Source organism: Candidatus Chloroploca mongolica (genome assembly GCF_004762035.2).
GTDB lineage: Bacteria > Chloroflexota > Chloroflexia > Chloroflexales > Chloroflexaceae > Chloroploca > Chloroploca mongolica.
Window position 1 is genome coordinate 188,094 of sequence record NZ_SIJK02000002.1, and the last position, 21,576, is coordinate 209,669.

Consider the following 21,576-nt stretch of genomic DNA (forward strand, 5'->3'; position numbering starts at 1 on the left):
TGGCACGGTAAGGTGGAATGACCGTGTGATAAGGCACAACTATGAGCCAGAGAACCCACCTGAGCCTGCAACGCAAACTGTTCCTCGCCTTTGTCCTGGTGATGCTCATTCCGATTGTCGTGCTCTCGGGTTATGTGTTGGTGCGCGTGCGCGCCATGATTGTGCAACAGGTCAGTACCGATCAACTGCGCCTGCTTGAAACTCAGGCGACGCTGCTCAACGGTCAATTGGTCACCAGCGGAAGTGACCTGATTATTGCGCTCAAGTCGGCTGAACTGCAACAGTATGCCGCGCAGCGAGACGATCCTCAGCCTCTGATCCAGAGTTTTGCCACCTTCTTGCGCCAGTCACAGGGACGCTACACTGGCCTCTGTCTGCTTGATATCGAGGGCAACGAAGAGGTCTGTGTACGGGCCACTGAGGGTGCCTATCTGTCCGTCCCTCAGGCCGAACTCCGGAACCGTGCGGCTACACCGAGCTTTCAGCGCACCCTCCTCCAGGCGCAAGCCGGCCCCGGGGTACCGCTGACGATGACCCGGATCCCGTCCCATGCCAACGAAGTTCCACGCCTTGATCTTGCGACGACCTATCTTGATGACTCAGGTGCCGCGATCGGGGTACTCGTCCTCGAAATGCCGCTGGAGCCCTTGTTTGCCACCTTCCATACCGAGACACCAGACATCGAAATTTCGGTCGTTGAACACGATGGCACCTATCTCTTTGAGCAGAATCAACTCACGACTTCAACCCAGCCGGCCCGTCGGCTTGATCAGGTGCATCCAGCGAGCGCGGCGACGATCCTTGGTCAAAGCGCGGGCATTCTGATCAATCCAACTGATGCCCCGGGCAAGTTGCTTACCTTTGCCCGGGTGTCACCATCAAGCCGGAGTGTGTTGCAATGGACGCTGATCTACGAGCAGCCGATCGACAAACTGCTCGGCGGGGTCACTGAAACGTATCTCGTTATCGGGTTGATCACCGGTCTTAGCATCCTTGTGGCCCTGATCGCTGCCCATCTGCTCTCCATCACCATTGTCCGACCAATCCAGCACCTGGCAGCCGCAGCCGAACAGATCGGAGCAGGCAACCTTGCCATTCCTATTCCGCAGACTGGCCCCGCCGAGATCCGCGCGCTTGGCCAGACGCTCGATCAAACGGTGAGCCGCCTGCAGACAGCCCTGACCACGGCGGAACAACGCCGCCATGAGGCCGAGGCCCTTGCCTCAGCGATGCAGATGTTGAGTGCGAGCCTCAACCGCGAAGAGGTGCTGGGGCTGATTTTTAGCGAACTGCGCAAGGTTGTGCCCTATGATAGTGCGTCGGTGCAAGCGATCCAGGGCGACGCCTCGGTGATCATCGGCTGTTATGGCCTCGCCTACGCCGAGTCTTTGATTGGCATACGGTTCAGCCTGCAAGCGGGAACGACCCCCAACGCCGAAGTTGCCCATAGCCACACACCGTTGATCCTCAACGATGCCACCCAGAACTATCCGTACTTCAACGACGATCCACCGATCAATAATCCTATCTGCGCCTGGATGGGGGTGCCGATGCTGATGGGGGATCGCTTGCTCGGCATCATCACGCTCGACAAGTACGAACGCGGTTTCTATACCGTGGAACATGCCCGCCTCGTGGCCGTCTTTGCGACCCAGGCGGCGATTGCGATGGAACATGCCCGCCTCTACGAAGAAGTCTCGCGTGAACTGGCCGATCGCCGCCGCGCCGAGGCCGCGTATGCCCGGCTCGCCGCGATTATTGAGTCAACCAACGACCTCGTTGGCATGGCCCGTCCCAATGGCGAAATTCTCTTCCTCAATACCGCTGGGCGTCACGTGCTCGGCATTTTACCCGATGAAGATCTTGCCACCATCCGCGTGACCGATCTCTATCCGCCTTCACGGTTGGCATGGCTGCGTACTGAAGCGATCCCTGCGGTGATGCACGAGGGGATCTGGTCAGGCGAGTCGATCATCTATGCCCGTGATGGTACCGAGATCCCCGTTGAGCAGGTCATCCTCGCGCATCGCACCCCCGATGGTCAGACCGAGTTTATTTCAACGATTGCCCACGATATGCGTGAGCGGATGCGCGCCGAAGAACAACTGCGCGAAAGCCAGAAGATGGAGGCCCTGGGCCGCCTGGCTGGCGGGGTCGCTCACGATTTCAATAATCTGTTGACGGTCATTATGGGCGAGGCCGATCTTATCCTGAGTGACCCACCTGACGATGAGGATCTCTGCACCTCGATCGCACAGATCCGTCAGTCAGGCGAACGAGCCGCCACGCTCACCCGCCAGTTGCTCGCCTTCAGCCGTCGCCAGGTGCTCCAGACGGAAACGATTAGTCTCAACGAAGTCCTGACTGATATCGAACAACTTTTGCGACGTTTAATCGGCGAACAGATCCGACTTCAGATCAACTTGGATCCTGACCTTCCGCTGGTACGAGCCGACCCCGGGCAGATGACGCAGGTCGTGATGAACCTGGTGATCAATGCACGCGATGCGATGCCCGATGGAGGCATCATTGCGCTGACAACCACGCAACGCTCGATTACCCCCGCAATGGAAACCGAGTATGCCTCTGTGGAGGCCGGCACCTATGCGGTGTTGACCGTACGTGATACCGGCCAGGGCATAGATGAGCAGACCCGCGATCATATTTTTGAGCCTTTTTTTACCACCAAACCACGCGGCAAAGGGACTGGTCTGGGGCTGGCAACGGTGCATGGGATTGTTCGGCAGAGTGGGGGCAAAATTTTGTTTGCGAGCCAGCCCGGTCAGGGAACACAATTTGTGATCTACCTTCCCGTCGTTGTCGCCGCAGAAATACCGCCCATGACGTCACCCGATCCGACGGCTCAAGCGCACAAGACAAAAGCCTGTACGATTCTGCTGGTTGAAGATGATGCGAATGTACGCGAACTGACGCGCCAGTTGTTATCCCGCCTGGGCATGGTGGTGTTAGAAGCCAGTGATGGCGAGGCGGCGCTGGCCATCATTCGCAGCCATCCTACCCCGATTGATCTGCTCCTCACCGATGTCGTGATGCCTGGCGAACTGAACGGATTTCAACTCGGTGTTGCCGTCCAGACGCTCTGCCCCTCTATCCGCACCATCTATATGTCTGGCTATAGCGACATAGCCCTGCGCCAGCAAGCGTTGGCCGACCAGGCGATCTGCTATTTGCAGAAGCCCTTCACCGCCGATGAACTCGCCCAGGCTCTGCAGGCGATGATCACCTAAACGCTTGCACCGGTCTCGGCTACTCAGGTATAATGCGTAACGGATCCAGGGGGCCTAGCCCCTCTATCAAGGAGAAAGTATGTTCAAATGGCTCAAAAAGCTCGTTGGTGATACCAACGACAAAGCCATCCGTGAGCTCCAACCACTGGTTGAAGAGATAAATGACCTTGACTCTGAGTATCAGGCGCTGTCTGATGAGGCCCTCGCCGGGAAGACGGCCGAGTTCAAGGCGCGGCTTGCCGACGGTGAAACGCTTGATGATATCCTGCCCGAGGCCTTTGCCACGGTGCGCGAGACGGCCCGGCGGACGATTGGCCTGCGCCACTATGATGTGCAGTTGATCGGTGGCATTGTGCTGCACGATGGCAAAATTGCCGAGATGAAGACCGGTGAAGGCAAGACGCTCGTCGCGACGCTGCCCCTCTATCTCAATGCGCTCGAAGGCAAAGGGTCCCATCTGGTGACGGTCAACGACTACCTGGCCCGCGTCGGTGCAGGCTGGATGGGGCCGATCTACCATTTCCTCGGCCTCAGGATTGGCTTCATTGCGCACGATCAGAGTGCGATCTTTGACCCGACGTATGTTGATCCCAATGCCAATGCCGAAGATACACGCCTCATTCACTGGCGACCTGTGCCCCGGCGCGAAGCGTATGCAGCTGATATTACATACGGTACCAATAACGAATTTGGTTTCGATTTCCTTCGCGACAACATGGCCTATGAAAAAGAACAGATGGTGCAGCGCGAGTTGCATTTTGCCATTGTTGACGAAGTTGACAATATTCTGATTGACGAAGCGCGTACCCCGCTCATTATTTCGGGGCCGGCCCAGAAATCCTCCGATCTCTATCGTCAGATGACCAGCGTGGTCAAGCATCTGCGCCGTTCAAGCGTGACGCCCAAGCAGATCAAGGAAGAGGGCATAGAGCCCGATGGTGACTTTTTCATCGAAGAACGCACCAAAAGCATTACCCTCACCGAGCAGGGCATTGAGAATGTCGAACGCCTCTTGAAAATCCCTGATGGCGAGAGTCTCTATGATCCGCTGCATTTTGAAAAGACCCATTTTGTCGAAAATGCGTTGAAAGCTCAGTTCATCTTCCAACGTGACCGCGATTATATGGTCACCTCGGAAGGTGAAGTTATCATCATTGATGAGTTTACCGGTCGCTCGATGCCCGGACGCCGCTGGTCTGATGGGCTGCATCAGGCCGTTGAAGCGAAAGAGGGTGTGCTCGTCAAGAATGAAAATGTCACTCTGGCGACGATCACCTTTCAGAACTATTTTCGTATGTATGGCAAGCTAGCCGGGATGACCGGTACGGCCTATACCGAACGCGAAGAGTTCGCCAAGATCTATAATCTTGAGGTGGTGATCATTCCCACCAATCGTTCTTCCGTACGCGATGATCTGCCCGATCAGATCTATCGTAGCGAAGCCGCCAAGTTCAATGCCGTGGTCAGTCAGGTGGCCGAGTTGAACGAACAGGGCCGACCAGTGCTGATTGGTACGACCTCGGTCGAAACGTCAGAGAAGGTGAGTGAGTTGCTCAAGCGACGCGGCATTGACCATAGCGTGCTCAATGCCAAGTTCCACGCCAAAGAGGCGACGATTGTTGCCCAGGCTGGGCGCAAGGGCTCGGTCACAGTGGCAACCAATATGGCTGGTCGTGGAACCGACATTCTGCTCGGTGGCAACCCCGATGGCCTGGTGGAAGAGTTGCTGGCCGCGCAAGGGGTCGCGTTTGAAGAGGCAACCCCTGAACAGGTTCGGGTGGCAACCGAAGAGGCTCGGCGCCTGACGGCGACCGAGGGTGATCAGGTGCGTGAGCTTGGTGGACTGCATATTATCGGTACCGAACGCCACGAGGCGCGCCGCATTGATAACCAGCTTCGTGGTCGCGCTGGTCGTCAGGGTGATCCTGGCTCCTCACGCTTCTTCCTGTCCCTCGAAGATGAACTGATGCGGCGCTTTGGGCCGGTCGATCGCATCAAGGGCCTGATGAATCGCTTCCTTGATGAGGATCTGCCCCTTGAAGCTGGCCTGCTTGATCGTACAATCGAAAGCGCCCAGACCCGCGTCGAAGGTTATAACTTCGATCTGCGTAAACATACCGTCGAGTTCGACGATGTGATGAATAAGCAGCGCCAGATTATTTATCAGGATCGCCGCGATATCCTTGATGGCAAAGATGTCCGTGACCAGATCCTGCAGATGATCGGCGAAGAGATCGCGGCCCTCGTGGATGAGCATCTGCCCGACGAGGGGCCCGCAAGCTGGGATCTCGAGTCGCTGCTGCGCCAGTATCGTCAGATCAATCCGACCCTGCCTGAGGCGATCACCCCCGCAACCCTCAGCACAAAAAGCCGTGATGAGATCGAGATCTGGCTTGTTGAGCAACTCGAGGCCGCCTACGAAGAGCGCGAACAGGCGATGGGGGCCGAGACAATCCGCTTTGTCGAGCGTCGGATGATGCTCGGCACGATTGACCGCCAGTGGATCGATTATCTGACCGCGATGGACGAGTTGCGCCAGAACATTATGTTGCAGGCGTTTGCCCAGCGCGATCCGTTGATCGAGTTTCGTAAACAGTCCTTTGCGATGTTCGATCAACTGAAAGAGAATATCACCCGCGATATCGTCTATCAGATCATTGCGCAGTCTTTTGCCTACGAACGCTACCTGCGCCAGCTTGAGCTTGAGCAGAAGAACCGTCTCGCCACGGCACGTGCGGCGGGCGGCAGCAGCGAAATGCAGAATGTGACGGCCAAACCCCAGCGCAAGCTCACGAATATTGGGCGCAACGAGCGCTGCCCCTGTGGCAGTGGCAAGAAGTTCAAGCATTGCCACGAGGGCCGCGAAGAAGAGCTTGTCCATCTGCTCGCTGCGCAGGGCCAGGGAGCACAACCAGTCCATGCCGCCGTTGCGCAGGCAAGCCAGCCCCAGCCCCAGGCCGTGCCAGCCGGAACCCAGGCCGAGGCGCGTCGCGGACGCCAGGTGCCCTCTAGTGTGCCTCGCGGCAAAAAGCGTTAAGGTTGTCTCGGGTTGACGCAAAGGCGCAACGCGGCGCATGCAGATCTAGCAAATCTTCGCGCCTCTGCGCCTTTGCGTCACATATCCCACCGTAAACGGGCAGCGAGCAGGCCGGCCACCCGCAGGGCGTCGCTGAAGGTCTGATCGCGATGCCGCAGGCGTAGTTCGGCGGCGAGCAGGTCGGCCAGACCCGGTTCTTCGCAGCGGGCGAGACGGCTGATCGGCTCCATCCCAGCGATGGTCGCCGTAGTCAACGCATACCCCGGGGTCTCGGTGCGGTCAACCCGGAAACTCGCGGTGACGCCATCGAGTGCTTCGAGATGCAAGGCAAGCATGCCAGGCGTCACCCCGATGGCAGCCTCCACCGGGCAGAGATCAATGGTGACGAGGCGGATCGCATCAGGCCCCACCCCAACCGCCGGGCGACGGAGATGAAAGCGGATCTGAGCGGCTTCGATGCTAACGGCATCCTCCAAGGGAACCCAAGCGAGCGACGACGCAAGCCATCCCGCGAACAACAGGCCCGCTACCGGGTTGTTTGCACCACCTGGCGCTTGATACGTGATCGTCACATGATCGATCCGCCGCAAATGTGGTAACAAGGGGCGGGTATCAAAAAACTGGGCCGTCAGTTCGCGCCACGCCGTTAGCGAGGCCCAGGTGAGGTCGCTGATCGCAAAGGTATGCAAGGCGAGTCCGCCCGACGACACCGCACGCTCAAGCTCGGCCATGTGCACGAGTTCTTTCGTTGGATGGGCAAACGCCTGTGAATTGACAATCACCCGGTCAACGACGCTGCGCAAACGAGTGAGCAACGGGTCAGCAAAAGGATCAGGGTGGCTGAGCCACAACACGACGGGCAAGTCGGGCACAAGCAGCGCCAGGATCAGCGAGGCCACCTGTTGCACCGCCGAGCCACGCGCATCAAGCGTGATCTGTTCACCACAGACCTGGGGCGTCCCGCGCCTACTCAAGAGGCAATTGGCTTGCACAAAGCCGTCTAGCCGCGGTTCCGGCGCATCCGGCTGCAACAGCGCCAGGATCGCCCGACTCGGATGGCTCGCCGTCAACTGCTGGATTGCGTCGGTCATACGGTCGGCATGTGCGGCATCGTGCGTACAGGCAATCAGGTTCAGCGTCAGGGCTCGGATCACCGCCTGACCATCAGGCGCCTTCTCGGCGCTCTCGCTCCAGAGTTGACGCAATTCACGCTCGATGGCCCCGATCTCAACCGTGGTCATACTGGTCATTGGTCACACCTCAGTCCCACGCTCGGAGGGCGTGCGAGGGCGAGACGCCCTCGCTCCCAGGGTGCAGAAACTCGTTGACAGAGTATTCACAAACGCCGCCAGGTACGCCCATCACGGGCCATGAACTCGTCGGCACTGGTTGGCCCCCAACTCCCGGCCTCGTAATTGGGAAACGGCTGTGCAGGTGACGCCAGCCAGCCCTGATGGATCGGCGTAATCAGCGACCAACTCGCCTCAACTTCGTCGCGCCGCGTAAAGAGCGTGCTGTCACCGAGCATGCAATCGAGCAGCAGGCGCTCATACGCTTCGGGTGAGGCCACCCCAAACGAGGTACCATAGCGAAAATCCATCGTCACCGGGCGAATCTGCGGCTGACCCGGTACTTTCGAGCCAAACTTGAGCGTAATGCCTTCGTCGGGCTGGATCTTGATCGCCAGCACATTTGGCTCGATATCGTGCATCGGGGTCTCGGCAAAGAGCATCGTTGGCACCGTCTTGAACTGAATCGCAATCTCGCTCACCCGGCGCGGGAGCGCTTTGCCACTCCGCAGGTAAAAAGGCACGCCCGCCCAGCGCCAGTTCTCGACAAAGAGCTTCAGCCCGACGTAGGTCTCGGTCTGCGAGGCCGGATCGACGCCACGCTCATCACGATAGCCAGGCAACGGACGACCGCTCAGGCTCCCGGCGTCATACTGACCACGCACGGTATACGTTGCCACCTCTTCAGGCCTGATCCGCCGGATGGCCCGTAGCACCTTGACCTTTTCGTCGCGGACGGCATCGGCATCATACGAAACCGGCGGCTCCATCGCGACGAGCGCCAGCAGTTGCATCAGATGGTTCTGGATCATATCGCGCAAGGCACCGGAGTGGTCATAATAGCCGCCCCGGTCTTCAACCCCCAGATTCTCGGCGACCGTAATCTGCACATGATCCACCGAACGACGATCCCAGAGCGGCTCGAAAATACCATTGGCAAAACGAAAAACCATGATATTTTGCACCGTCTCTTTACCTAAATAGTGATCAATACGGTAGACCTGCGGTTCCGCAAAGACGGCGAGCACCTGCTGATTGAGGGCCTGGGCACTGGCGAGATCGCGGCCAAAGGGCTTCTCGATAATGATGCGCGTCCAGCCACCATGAGGCGACTGATGGAGCCCGTGAGCGCCAAGTTGACGAATAATTTCGGGGTAGGCTTCGGGGGGTGTCGCGAGGTAAAAGACGCGATTGCCCCCGGTACCGCGGCGCAGATCAAGTTCGGTGAGGCGTGCAGCGAGGAGCGCATACGCAGACGGATCATCAAAGCTGCCCGGCTGATAGTGGATGCCGTCGGCGAAACTGGCCCAGAGTTCAGCTTCAACCGCACCACTCCGCGAATTGGCATTGACGCCATCGAGCAGCACCTGCCGAAACTGCGCATCATCCCAGGGACGACGCGCAAAGCCCACCACCGAAAAGCCCCCTGGCAACCGGCGCTCGTGGGCGAGATTATAGAGCGCCGGCACGAGTTTGCGGCTCGTCAAATCGCCACTGGCCCCAAAAATAACAACCGTACACGGTTCAGGGGTACGCCCAATACGCAACCCGTGCCGCAAAGGATTGGGCAGATCTGACATGGTTACCTATCTGACTGCTTGACCGCGTGACCACCAAACTGATTGCGGAGGGCCGCCAGCACCTTCGCACTAAAGCTATCGTCCTGCCGTGACCGGAAGCGGGTCTGCAGCGAGAGCGTAATGATTGGCGCAGGCACATCAAGATCAATCGCCTCTTGCACCGTCCAGCGACCTTCGCCGCTATCCTGCACATACCCCCGGATCTTGCTGAGATCCGCATCATCGGCAAACGCCCGCTCGGCCAGTTCAAGCAACCATGAACGCACCACACTGCCCTGGTTCCAGAGATGGCTAATCTTTTGCAGGTCAAACTCGTAGCGCGACTTCTCCAAGATCTCAAAACCCTCGGCGTAGGCTTGCATCATCCCATATTCGATGCCATTGTGGATCATCTTGACAAAGTGCCCCGCGCCCACCGGCCCGCAGAGCAGATAGCCCTCGGGCGGAGCCAGCGTCTGCAGGATCGGCTCGATATAGGCAAACGTCGCGGGATCGCCACCAACCATGGTGCAGTAGCCAACCTGAAGCCCCCAGATCCCACCGGAGACACCCGCATCCATAAAACGCAGGCCCTGCGCGGCAAGTTGCTCACCGTGCGCAATGCTCGCTTTATAATTATTATTGGCCCCATCAATCACAATATCACCTGGACTCAGCAAGGGCGTCACCTGCGCAAGATGCTCATCGGTCGCCTCGCCCGCGGGCAACATCAACCAGACAATCCGCGGCGAAGGGAGGGCTTCGACCAATTCTTCAAGCGTTGTCGCCGCAATTGCGCCGTGTTCAGCCGCAAGCTCTTCAGCCTTCGCCACCGTCCGATTATAGACAACCACACGATGCCCACCCTGAAGCAGGCGGATCGCCATATTGGCCCCCATACGGCCCAGGCCGATCAATCCAATCTCCATTGCAGTCTCTCCATGTTCTGTTTGGTGCTTAGGGATTATTATACCATCCCTGGCTGAGCACCCGCCGTTGCTCGGCTGCGTCAAGCACAGTCGCACAGGACTCCCAATCAACTGGTTCGACTTTTGCGTAGCGTATCTCGAATGGGTGGGCGCGAGGTATCTCGTCGATAATCTTGCGCGCCCGTTCCTGTTCGCCGAGTGCGACAGCCACCCAGGCATCTTCGAGTACGTCAGGGATCTGGCCAAAGAGCTGGAAGATATCCTGAAGCCGACTCGAAAGCAATTCATGGACACGATCTTCGACCGAACCACGGTAACGCAGATTATAGATCGCGACCTTATTGTGGGTCTGACCGATCCGCTGGATGCGGCCCTTGCGCTGCTCAAGCCGGGTTGGATTCCAAGGCAGGTCCAGGTTGATCAACCGGGCGAGCATCTGCAAGTTTAGCCCCTCGGATGCAGCATCAGTCCCCAGGAGCAACCGCAGTTGACCGAGTCGAACCATGTTCTTCAACTCATCGCGTGTCTGCCGGTGCCACTCACCGCCCTGAATAATCCCTGAGTTGCTCGATCCCGAGTAGAGGGCGATCGGTTCGTCTGGCAACTCCTCGGTAAGTCGTTCAGCGAGCCACTGAATCGAGTCGCGGTACTGGCTGAAGACGATGCAACCAAGCTGTAGCCAGCCGTGATCAATCAAGAGCTCGCGCACCTTCTCGTATTTCGGGTCGCGGCCCTGATTAGCGACCAAAGCATCGACAAAGCACTCGAGCAGGTCGCGCTCGGTTGGTGTCAGCGTGCGCGGCATTGCTTCGTCTGTACTGTGCAGTTGAGGCTCACCATCAAACTCATCGTCGTCTTGCTCGGGCTCCTCTATATTTGCCCAGTCACCGAGCATGCGCTCTGCAGTGATCTTGCCTGCATAGACGGTGCTGCCGACGCGCCGCAGCAGCAAGGTTTTGAGAAAGCCAGCCCCACGCATACGCACGCTGATCTGTTTGCAGAATTGCTCAGCTCGCTCGTAGGCCGTCTGGAGGTAGACCGGTACGCTTATGGCCTCTTCATCACGCTCTCCGAGCACGTCAACGTGGATGGGATCAAGGAGCGGCTCACCACTCTCGGGGTGAATCTGCTCCTCTAACTGCTTCCGTGTGCGTCGAATAATGCGACAGATGAAGGGGTTGCGGCTTGCGATAAAATCGCCGAATTGGGCACAGAGACGCGAGCGCACACTAACATTGAGATCCATGAGCCGACTGCCGTTGGCTACGGCAACATCGTCATTGAGCTGTAGCTCACGACGTAGCCGCTCATAAAATGGCCCTTCTGCTTTAAGGGGGAGCGGGTTGCGCAACCACTCCCACTGCTCGTTCTCATCTCGCGGCAGTTCGCGCCGCCCCATGATAAGGTTCAGCGCTTCTACCGGCTGTCGCCAACGGCTATGAGCATTGCCAAGTACCGATTCGTCGCCGTAACCCAATACACTCAGCAGATCCCATGCCTCAATCGGTCGCAACTGTACAGGGGTGGCCGTCGCGAGGAGGAGGCTACGTGTACGCTCGGCGATCTTGTACATGAAATCCAGAAGGTTGTTGGGATCAGGCTTCTCGCCATCGCGTCGATCGCCAAGATTCTGTCGGCGAGCACGATGAGCCTCGTCGAGAATGACGCAGTCATACTCAACCTTTAAGAGATGCTCTACGGCGGCTGAGCGGTAGCTGATCAATCCCCCAGAAATAATGCCAACGCGTCGTGGGCAGCGCCGGATCGCTTCTGGCCCAGCGGCAGGATACTCGAAGCCACGCTCATCGACCCACTGCTTGCCGTTCCATCCAGCCGACGGCATGTCAAGCAGGTCGGCAAGCTCGGTCTGCCACTGCCAAACTAAGGTCTTTGGACAGATCACAAGCACCGGTTTCGTTCCTGCTAAGGCAATCAGCTTAGCGGCCATGGCAAGCTGGAGCGTCTTGCCAAGGCCAACCTGGTCGGCGAGGATGTAGCGCGCTTTGCCCTGCGGCCCGTGATGAGCATCAATGACGGTCTTAACAAAGTACTTCTGATGCTCCCAGAGGCCGGCCTCACGACGATAGACAGGCGTCTCGACCAGCGCAGACGCAGGATCAGGCGGCGTATGCGCTGGTGCCTCATCAGTCCACGCCGCGACGGTGCTGATGACCTGCCGCCTGGCCAGGCGCTCGAGATCCTGGATGACTGCCTCGGCAAGAGGCACCGCGTATGGTGAGTTCCAGAGCGCATCAAACTCTTCCTGTACCCAGGCAACTGCCTCAGACGACGAGTCTTCCCAGAGTAGCTCATAGTTAATCTGCCAGCCGAATTTCGACTCGTTCACACTGCCTATGAAGCTTGTGGCGCTGCCATCCGCACACGTGATCACGCCAGCTTTGCCGTGGATAAGACCAAACACGCTGTCGGGGAGCACCTTAACAACGAGTTTTCCGCTGGTCAGCATGGCGTAGAGGCGTTGGAAGCGATTACGTACCTGTGGCTCGCCCTCGCCCTGAAGCAAGGCCTCGGGTCGTGTGCCACACCATGCGCGGCGCAGGGCCGCCTCTGCGGCTCGGGCCGTGCGAACATCGTGAGGGTGCAGATCAGAGTTGCACACCACCCGGATTTGCCCAGCGACGTGTTCGAGTTCCTCGCCTGCGACTTCCAACAGTGATGAACTGAAATAGCCAGCGATGCGGTCATAGCGCAGAGCACCGCGCAGGCGCTCGGTGAGGAAGGAGCGGTCAAGCCGCTGGCGACGTGATGAGTAGCGGGTAATCATAAATGTGTGCAGAATGTAGCGAACGAAGCGTTACGCTGCCGTGCTAATTCGAGATCAACATGCGTTGCCAGGCATTGTTGCACGTGTTCGGTATAATTCTGTCGAAGTTGGGCCTTGAGCCATCTCTTGGGATCAGGGGGCGTATGCTCGGTGTTTGCAGATCCTGCCGGAACTCTTGCGAGTTTACAGTAGGTGCAGCCTGGTGCTAAACCAGCAATCAGCCAGGACTCGGTCTCGATCTTTGCCCAGCATACAACAACGCTGACCCTTAACTCGTTAGCAATCACGGTAGCTCGCCTTGGCATATCAAGATACTCTTGCGTCAAACTTTGATACGGCTCAAAGGTGGTGTCACCGTCCATGAGAATGATAAAGCGTTGCTCGCCAAGCGCGTGAAGACGCCTAAGCGTATCCTCAAAGCCACGTACGCGCCGGATGATATTTGCCTTCCCGCTTGCGTTGACGCATTTAATTCTGACTGACTCAGCCAAAGTACGTCGCGCCAGGATCGGGATGATAGCTTGTTCACCAGGACCTTCGACTATTACCGTGATCATACTTCGCTATCCATCAATTCTGGTGCAATTGGCTGCGGTTCGTCCCCGAAACCACCCTCTCGTTGGAAGTCACTCGGTCGTCCGAGGTTTTTTGCTATGCCGATCATTGCCGCTCTTGGCGCTGGGATAATTGCTTTTGTCCCCTTCCTTTGGGTGACAAAGCAGGCAATTCCGCCCTCGACATCATGCTGAGAGTCTAGACCTAAAGCCTCATCCAAGACGATTGGCGAGTGGGTTGTCAAAAAGATTTGCGAAGGATTCCGTCGGCGGGTAGCTGTGTCGCGAACACGCTGAAGAAAGCGTTGGATGGCATAGAGATGGAGTGCATTCTCTGGTTCTTCAATCACAATAACTGGGGGCGGCGTCGCTTGAAGCAGTACCGCAAAGAGTCCTAAAAGACGAATCGTTCCATCAGACATTTCAGGTAACTGAAAGTCTACGCGGGTATCACGCTCAGTGAAGCGTAGGGTCTTCAGGTTAAGCAGCCGATCGGGCTTGATTTCGTCAATATAGGGCACGACCTCTTGCAGTGCAGCAAGTAACTGCTCTGATTGATCAGTTTTTTGCAGTAAGCGCGCCACATAGGGAACAATGTTTTCACCATTACGGCGCAATTCCTGATCGTCATTGACGATGGAGCGCCGCACGGCTCCTGGCTCAATATTGTAGACGCGCCACGAAGCAATATAGTTACTAATCAAACGCGCACCACGCATATAGCGTGAAAAAAGCAGCAGCTCATCTTCACCGCTCTCATCCAGAAAGAGAGCCTCGATATTTTGGGCGTCAATCGTATTTTGGGGGTCATGCCAACTCTTGATGGTTGTGCCATCGCGCTCAAAACCAATGGTTATCTCTTCCAAGTTTGGGATGGGGCGAACCATACCCTTATCATCGCGACGGATAGGCCGCCGTTCATAGACAACTGCATCTAAAAACTCATTCTTTACTTGAATGCTTGCCGCACGACTCAGCTCGAAACCATAGCTAACCCGCTTAATCCCCCTATCTTTATCTTCGCCTAACTCAAGACGAAAGCGCATCGTGAAGGCACCACGAGGCGTTCGTGTGCGAACTTGTTCAAGACCGCCATACTCGCCAAACGCTTCGACAAGCCCGCGTCGGGCGATCAGCGAGAAGAAATCGATCAAGTCGGCAAAGTTGGTCTTGCCAGTTCCATTCGCACCGATAAGGACATTGATCTTGCTCGGCTGAATGTCAAATTCGCGTAAACCTTTAAATCCTCTGCCCGTCAATCTTGTAATCATGCATAATCCTTATGCGGTATCAAATATGATCATTCCGCACTGCCCCCGCCACCACTGCCGCCACCGCTGCGTCAGCGCTCCACTCCAGTGCGGCATTGTGCTGACATTGCCCAACGGCGGCCAGATACTCCAGGATATGGACTAGCTTCTCGCGGTTAGGCCAGTAGTCGGGTAGCTCGGTCTTCAGCCAACTCAAAATGTGCATCGTAAACGTCTCCACTGGCGCACCGGCTTCGTGCCTTGGCACATAGCACAAGTGTACCGCAATCAGCGGTTTTGGTCAACACAATGGGCAAAAGCCGCTCAAGCGGGGCGCTTCCTCCACCGGGTAGCCGGGGCGCATTACTGCGCCCCAGCCCCCTCAGAACCGGACGTGACGCTCTCACGTCATCCGGCTCAAGCCTTGAGCACCTTATAGCCTCGTCGCTGGTGATGCTGATGATGACACCATCTATGAACAGGCCGTTTGTTCTCCGGTTCATCCGACCCTCCTGCGTGGCGCGGAACAATGTGATCCGCCTCAATCGGGTCGTCTGTTGCGAATGGTACCCAGCACATGCCACAGCGGTAGCCGTACCGATACAGCAGTTCCCTTCGTACCTGCGAGGCCGTTTGTCGGGCAATCTGTCGCTTGGTTCGCTCCTGCCAATAGGCGCGGAGCTTCGGGTCATAGGGACTGTTTCGCCCGCTGACCTTCACGTAGCGTGTGATCGGCACCGACGTTGGTTTGACCAATTCGGCGTTCCCGTCCGCAAATGTCCAGTACCCGTCGTTGCGGAAGTACCGTTGTTTGACCCAGCGGCTCCCCTTGTTCGGGTGCCGCCGCTTGGCCCATCGCCAGAGCATTTGCCATTGCCGATGGCGAACTTTGCTGAACGTCTGCTTGGCCGCGCAATGCCGGTAGTAGTTCGCCCATCCCCGGATGACCGGGTTGAGGTCGTGGACGATTTTTCCGGCTGGTTCCTGCTGATGTGTGTCCAGGTAGGCTTTGATGGAGCGAAGATGCTTGTGGACTTTCTCCTTTTGGGGAGTGGTCAGCAGGGTGCGCTTGAACCGCCTGATCTGGAAGCCAAGGAAATTGAAGCCCTCTGTGACGTGGACGATGCGCGTTTTGGCTTCACTCAACGTCAATCCCCGTTCCGAAAGGAATGCAACGATGCGGGGCTGGACGTAGGTTTCCAGTACCGCTCGTGTCGGTGCCGTCACCACGAAGTCGTCGGCATAGCGGATCAGGCTGATGCCGCTGTTGGGGTGTTTCCGTTTGGCTGGCGGGATGAGCTTTCCTTCTGGCGTTTCCGCACCAAAAAGTCGTTCCATCCCGTCGAGGGCGATGTTCGCCAGCAGCGGCGAGATAACCCCGCCTTGTGGCGTTCCCGCTTCGGTGTCGGTGTAGTGGCCGAGTTCGACCACCCCGGCTTTCAGCCAACGGCGGATGACGGCAGCGAAGACCGGGACGCGGTTCAACAGGGTTGTGTGATCGATAGTGTCGAAGCAGCCTTTGATGTCTGCATCGAGGATCCACTTGCTCGACCCTTGCTGGTTCAGTGTTGTGTGGATGGCAGTGATCGCGTCCATGGTGCTGCGGCCAGGGCGGAAGCCATACGAGTTGGCTTCAAAGCGGGCTTCCCATTCGGGTTCGAGCGCCGCCTTGACGATGGCCTGCATCACGCGGTCTTTCACGGTCGGTATGCCCAACGGTCGCTGTTTGCCGTCGCTCTTTGGGATGTATACCCGCCGCGCAGGTTTGGGGCGATAGCCGTTGAGGCTCAGGCCGTCGCTCAGCAGGTGCATGCGTGCTTCGGGCGTGTCGCATATCACGCCGTCAACGCCTGCGGTGCGTTTGCCCCTGTTCTCTTGGGTGACGCGGCGGATTGCCAGGAGCTTGTTCGACGTGGCGCGCACCAGGAGCTTTTGAAGGTCTTTGACCTTGTTCCATTCCTGGCGCTCGGTGGCGCGGTAAATCCGCTCTTGCAGCCGCCGTACATGCCGTTCCACCGCAGCCCACGAGATGTCGGCCCAGGTTGGTTCAGTCTGCGCTTCAGTCGGTTCAGTGAAGATGTTCACCGTCTAACGTCTCCAAAGCTACGAGCGTTGCCCGAGGTTCCTTACCGTCAAGACCAGTCGGATGTCTGCTCCCTTTTGGAATGGGTAGCCCCGCCTCGTGGCGGCCCTATCCCGGCTATTACCGCCGGGCCTTCGCTTCGTCCGACCTCTCGTTCCCCCTGCATCGTCTCCCTTCCTTACGGTCGGGCTACCGCCGAGGCGGGATGCAAGGGGTTTCCCCAGTTGGCGACAAAGAAGATGCGCGTGGGCGAGGTTGGAGCCTGTCCCCCGGTGAGCGTTATGGATGTCGCTGTACGGAGCCTGAGCCGTACAGTCCTGCTCACGTACCATGTTGGTTACGGTATGTCAGCCTCTTTTACCGTTTGGGCTTAACGAGGTTTAGATGGCTCTTTGCTCGCGCTCAACCGTCCCACGCTTCCCTAGTCCACAGCCGCCGTGAGGCTGGCAGCTATCGGAACATTGTCCCCAGGGCTTCAGACGGTTGCTTGCGCTTCCGCCTGCCTGGGTAGGGACACCTGGACATCACAGGGTTCACGTCTACGTTGGTTCGTACCTCCATAGGTGATACTTCTCTGCGGCCCTTGTCGGGATCTGGTGCCTATGCGGGCACCGCTCCCGCTGGTCGCAACAGGGCTAAAGCACCTGGGCTTCCGCGCCAAAGGCAAGTATCCGTGAATGCAAGCGTTGGCAGTACCCACATTTCTCACTCACCCCTGGATCAACCGCAACAGTGCCTCGTTGAGCATCGCATAGCCTGCGGCACTGAGGTGCAGTTCGTCGTCGGCATAACGGCTGTAGACAAAACCGTCTGGCCCGCAGAGCACCGCAGCGCTGTCGAGCAGTTGCACGCCGTCTGTTACCAGGGTTGGCAGCCGCGCATTGACGGCCAGAATCGCGGCCTGAACCTGCGAACTGGCCCATGGCCCGCGGGCCAATGGGAAGATCGTAGTGAGAACGACCGGCGCAGCGATACGACGCGCCTCGGTGGTGACCGTTGCAAGCGCAGCGAACACTGCGTTTTGCGTTGCGAGGCCCGGCGATCCACCTGCGAGATCGTTGACGCCAAGCTGCAGCACGATCACATCGGGGTGCAATGGCTCGACCATGCGGGTGAAATGGCGCGCCAGGTAGGTCGCACTGCCGCCCGGCACTCCGGCGTTGAGAAAACGCAAACCGGCGAGGTTCGGTGTCAGCCACCAGTCCGCCCGCGAGTCGCCGAAGAAGACAACGCGGCGCACTGGTGAAGATTGGAGAGGTGATGATGCTTGCATAGAGTTAGAACGATTCCTTTGCGCCTTTGCGCCTTTGCGTCAAAAAATCTGTCTTCATTCGAAAAGTATTGGACTTACAGCCAGATCCGCTCGGCAGGGAACGTTCCCTCCACCTGATGCGCATACGCAGCGATCGCAGCGGTCAGCGCCGTACTCGCGTCGGCTACGTCACTCACCGCGAGCCCGAGTTGGCTCTGGGCCAATTCGACCATCTGGCTCGTGTAGGCCGCAATCGCGGCCAGTTTGGTGTCGAGCGTTGCGTCTATCGTCATGATTTGCTTATTCAATGGTAGGTCAATTTTTGCAAGTCGCTCGGCGAGTGCGCCGGGACGCATGGCATATGGGATGTCCTCATAGTAGATGAGGTTCGTCCCTACCACGGTACGCGCCGCAGCATGCGTCAACAGGTGATCGACATGCGCCCCGATCCCCAGTGGGGCATAAAAGGTCGCCTCGGGCAGACGCTCGCGGAGGGTGATCAGTAGCGTCGTGATCTCGGCATGCAAGGGGTCGTCGGCAGTAGGCTGATGGAAGAGGGTTGTCCGACTGGTATAGGCCGTCGGGTGACGATAGATCGCATCGAGATAACCAGCCCACAAGCCATCAGCGCCGAGCAATGCCAGGGCTGCCTCGTCCTCACGGAGCCGGGTCGCCACAACCTCGGCAGGACTGAGCCCCCAGGCGGTATGAAAGACCTGCGCGAGTTCACTGAAGGGGCCTTCCGGCGACGGCGTTGCGGTGCAGAGCGTCACGACAAGCACGCGCTGCTCCGCACGGTGCTGCGCACTGATCGCCCCGCCACACGAGAGCGCTGCGTCATCGAGGTGCGGCGAGAGGTAGACATGGTCGTAGGTGTGGCTTAGTTCGTTCAGGGAATGGAAGATCATGTCCTTATTCCTTGCCTCAGTGCGTCAATGTAACTTTGTTCAGGCCACGCGGCGTAGCCGGATCAAGCCCGCGGGCGATCGTAAGATGGTGGCAAAAGAGTTGGGCAGGGATGATGCTCACAAGCGGCATCAGCCACGATGCCACGCCTGTGGGTAGCCGCAATCCCACTGTTGCCCCTTCCAGCGTCGCTGCATCATCCGAAAGGACTAAAAGCTGCACCCCCTGGGTCGTACGCATACGGATGAGCAGGTCACGTACCGGGGCGAGGCCAGGATCGGTCGGGGCGACAGCCAGAATCGCAAAGCCTGGTTCAACCAACGCAATTGGCCCGTGCTGAAACTCTGCGGTTGAGTAACGCTCGGCAATGACATAGGCCAGTTCCTTGAGTTTGAGCGACCATTCAAGGGCAGTCGTAAAGTGAAAGCCGCGCCCCAGCACAACACATTCACGCATCGCCCGAAAATGCTCGGCTGCCGCCACAAGCTCAGGGTCAAGTCTCAGCGCCTCGGCAGCGGCGACCGGTACCCGCTCCAGCGCCGACCACATCGCGGGGTCGTCGGCGAGCGCGGCGGACAGCATCGCAAAGAGCATCAATTCGCCTGTGTAGGTCTTGGTTGCGGCCACCGCTCGCTCGGGGCCAGCCTGGATCGCCAGGCTCAATTCGGCAGCCTCGGCCAGCGGCGAGTGTGGATCGTTGGTGATCGCCAGCGTCAACGCGCCTTGCCTGCGGCCTTCAGCCAGCACGGCGACAATGTCAGGCGATTGTCCCGACTGTGAAACGCCGACGACGAGCGCGTTGGCTATCTGCGGCGGACGATTGTAGACAGTAAAGAGCGACGGCGCGCCAAGGGCAACCGGGAGACCATTGAAAGCCCCGAACACGTACTGCCCATAGATGCCGGCGTGTTCCGAGGTACCGCGCGCCACGAGATACACGTATTGTACCCCACGCGCACGGATCGCGGCAGCGACCGCTGCGACCTGCGTGCGCGCATGATCAAGCAGACCCTGCAGCACGACGGGTTGTTCACGAATTTCTTCCAGGAGAGTCATAGTTTGGTTTCTTTCACGTTAGGCGCTCACAGGCACGGGTAAACGACCTGGTGCATCGGCCCGCCCAAAGAGGGTGTCAGCAAGCGCGGTGAGCGCGGGCAGAGCGATGCTGTAGGTACAGAGACAGGTTGGGGCTGCCGGGTAGACCATGGTATCGTAGGGCAGCCGCAGCGCTGCCGCAATCACAGGCACCCCTTGCTGCACCAGCGCCTCGACCAGCGCCGCCTGGCCGGGGCGCGTGGTGGCGTTGATTGTCCCGATGATCACGAGATCATAGTCGGCCAGTTCCGCGCTTAGCGCAGCCACCTCAGCCGCCGCCGGGTCTGCTGCGATGACGAGTTCATCGGTGCGCGCATGGTAACGACGGATCGCCGCGCCCAATGCGCAGTGTTCGTAGCTCGATGTATCAGCAGGCGTCAGGTCGGCCAGTTCAGGTGTAACCACAACCAGACGGGCCTCGGCAGGCAAACGCAAGGGCAGGCGACCAACCCGGTCGCGCACCAGCGTGATCGCCCGCGCCGCGACCTCAGCCGCGAGCGCCTGATGCGCGGCACAGCCGACGACCGCCAGATCGGGTTGCACCTGAGTTGCCAGCCAGCGCTTGAGCGCCGTCACCCGCCCGGCGGCGGCCTCTAGATTGGCCGGGGCGAGGTGACCAGCCTGCGCCGCAGCGAGTAGAGTTGCATACGCCTGCGCAGGATCGTTCGGTTCCGCCAGCAGCAATAGATCGACGCCAGCCGCTGCCGCCTGCACCAGCCGGTCGTTCCACTCGGCTTCCGTGCCAAAACCCGCCATATTCAGCGCATCGCTGACAACGACCCCGCGAAAGCCGAGGGTTCCGCGCAACAGATCTTCCAGCACCCCCGGAGCCAGCGTCGTCGGCACATCAACCCGCCCGGTCAGCGCCGGCACCGCCAGATGCGCCGCCATCACCAGCCGTGCGCCAGCCGCAATCGTCGCCGCAAAGGGGGCCAATTCAAGTTGCTGCAACCGCGTCACGTCGTGCGGCAGCACGCCCAACGTATGGTGCGTATCGGCGTCGGTATCGCCGTGCCCAGGGAAATGCTTGGCCGTCGCGGCGACGCCACTCGCTTGCAAACCCTCAACCATCGCCGACGCAAGTCGCCCCACCAGCGCGGGGTCAGCACCAAACGAACGCACGCCAATCACCGGATTGGCCGGGTTGCTCTGCACATCAACGACCGGTGCAAAATTGACGTTCACGCCAAGCGCAGCTAGTTCCTGCCCAAGCGCCGCCCCTACCCGCCGGGCCAGTTCTGCATCACCTGTCGCGCCCAGCGCCATATTACCGGGAAACGCCGTCGCCCCCGGTAACACCTGCAATTGCCCGCCCTCTTGATCGGCACAGATCAGCAGCGGCAGTTGCCCCGCCGCCCGCGCTGCTGCCTGGAGTGCCCCGGTGAGCGCCCGCACCTGCGGCGGTGTCGCCAGATTGAGTTTGCGAAAGAGCGTCACGCCGCCGAGTGGGCGCTGCCGCACGAACTCCAGTAACGCAGGCGGAGCCTCATAGCCCTGAAACCAGAGCAAGAGCCGCTGGCTGATCTGATCTTCACGTTCCATCGCTTCTTCTGCTTCCGCTTGAAGGTGCCGCACGGTCATAACGTTGC

The 21,576-nt window shown here is 58.8% G+C and carries 14 protein-coding genes; 2 read left to right on the forward strand and 12 right to left on the reverse strand.

Annotated elements, in window-relative coordinates:
- Positions 1-41 precede the first annotated feature (41 nt).
- Positions 42-3,248: an ATP-binding protein gene (locus EYB53_RS02150; RefSeq protein WP_135476269.1), complete on the forward strand. Its 3,207-nt coding sequence runs from the start codon at positions 42-44 to the stop codon at positions 3,246-3,248.
- A 79-nt stretch (positions 3,249-3,327) separates the two neighbouring features.
- The gene (gene secA / locus EYB53_RS02155; RefSeq protein WP_135476271.1) at positions 3,328-6,285 is read left to right on the forward strand and encodes a preprotein translocase subunit SecA; all 2,958 of its coding nucleotides are present in this window, start codon (positions 3,328-3,330) and stop codon (positions 6,283-6,285) included.
- A gap of 77 nt (positions 6,286-6,362) precedes the next feature.
- Here secA and EYB53_RS02160 read toward each other — a convergent pair whose 3' ends face one another.
- From EYB53_RS02160 to EYB53_RS02215, 12 genes are all read right to left on the reverse strand, one after another.
- Positions 6,363-7,535, reverse strand: a complete 1,173-nt coding sequence (locus EYB53_RS02160; RefSeq protein ID WP_254150836.1) for a glucose-6-phosphate dehydrogenase assembly protein OpcA — start codon at positions 7,533-7,535, stop codon at positions 6,363-6,365.
- A gap of 86 nt (positions 7,536-7,621) precedes the next feature.
- Positions 7,622-9,154, reverse strand: coding sequence for a glucose-6-phosphate dehydrogenase (gene zwf / locus EYB53_RS02165; protein ID WP_135476273.1), 1,533 nt, complete (start codon positions 9,152-9,154; stop codon positions 7,622-7,624).
- A 2-nt stretch (positions 9,155-9,156) separates the two neighbouring features.
- Entirely contained in the window at positions 9,157-10,062 is a 906-nt protein-coding gene (gnd, locus tag EYB53_RS02170) for a phosphogluconate dehydrogenase (NAD(+)-dependent, decarboxylating) (RefSeq protein ID WP_135476275.1), read from the reverse strand.
- A gap of 28 nt (positions 10,063-10,090) precedes the next feature.
- Positions 10,091-12,847, reverse strand: coding sequence for a phospholipase D-like domain-containing anti-phage protein (locus EYB53_RS02175; RefSeq protein ID WP_135476277.1), 2,757 nt, complete (start codon positions 12,845-12,847; stop codon positions 10,091-10,093).
- The gene (locus EYB53_RS02180) at positions 12,844-13,404 is read right to left on the reverse strand and encodes a DUF4276 family protein (protein WP_135476279.1); all 561 of its coding nucleotides are present in this window, start codon (positions 13,402-13,404) and stop codon (positions 12,844-12,846) included. The genes EYB53_RS02175 and EYB53_RS02180 overlap by 4 nt, the downstream gene beginning before the upstream one ends.
- Positions 13,401-14,672 (reverse strand): AAA family ATPase, encoded by a 1,272-nt coding sequence (locus EYB53_RS02185; protein ID WP_135476281.1) that lies wholly within the window; start codon positions 14,670-14,672, stop codon positions 13,401-13,403. The genes EYB53_RS02180 and EYB53_RS02185 overlap by 4 nt, the downstream gene beginning before the upstream one ends.
- Positions 14,673-14,691: 19 nt before the next feature.
- Positions 14,692-14,877 (reverse strand): hypothetical protein, encoded by a 186-nt coding sequence (locus EYB53_RS02190; RefSeq protein ID WP_135476283.1) that lies wholly within the window; start codon positions 14,875-14,877, stop codon positions 14,692-14,694.
- A 191-nt stretch (positions 14,878-15,068) separates the two neighbouring features.
- Positions 15,069-16,736, reverse strand: coding sequence for a group II intron reverse transcriptase/maturase (ltrA, locus tag EYB53_RS02195; RefSeq protein WP_135476287.1), 1,668 nt, complete (start codon positions 16,734-16,736; stop codon positions 15,069-15,071).
- Between the two features lie 707 nt (positions 16,737-17,443).
- Positions 17,444-18,007: an SGNH/GDSL hydrolase family protein gene (locus EYB53_RS02200; protein ID WP_135476289.1), complete on the reverse strand. Its 564-nt coding sequence runs from the start codon at positions 18,005-18,007 to the stop codon at positions 17,444-17,446.
- Positions 18,008-18,081: 74 nt separating this feature from the next.
- A complete protein-coding gene (locus EYB53_RS02205; protein ID WP_135476291.1) occupies positions 18,082-18,894 on the reverse strand; it encodes a PIG-L deacetylase family protein in 813 nt (270 codons plus the stop codon).
- 16 nt (positions 18,895-18,910) lie between these two features.
- Entirely contained in the window at positions 18,911-19,948 is a 1,038-nt protein-coding gene (locus tag EYB53_RS02210) for an SIS domain-containing protein (protein ID WP_135476293.1), read from the reverse strand.
- An 18-nt stretch (positions 19,949-19,966) separates the two neighbouring features.
- Positions 19,967-21,568, reverse strand: a complete 1,602-nt coding sequence (locus tag EYB53_RS02215) for a glycoside hydrolase family 3 protein (protein WP_254150837.1) — start codon at positions 21,566-21,568, stop codon at positions 19,967-19,969.
- Positions 21,569-21,576: the final 8 nt, after the last annotated feature.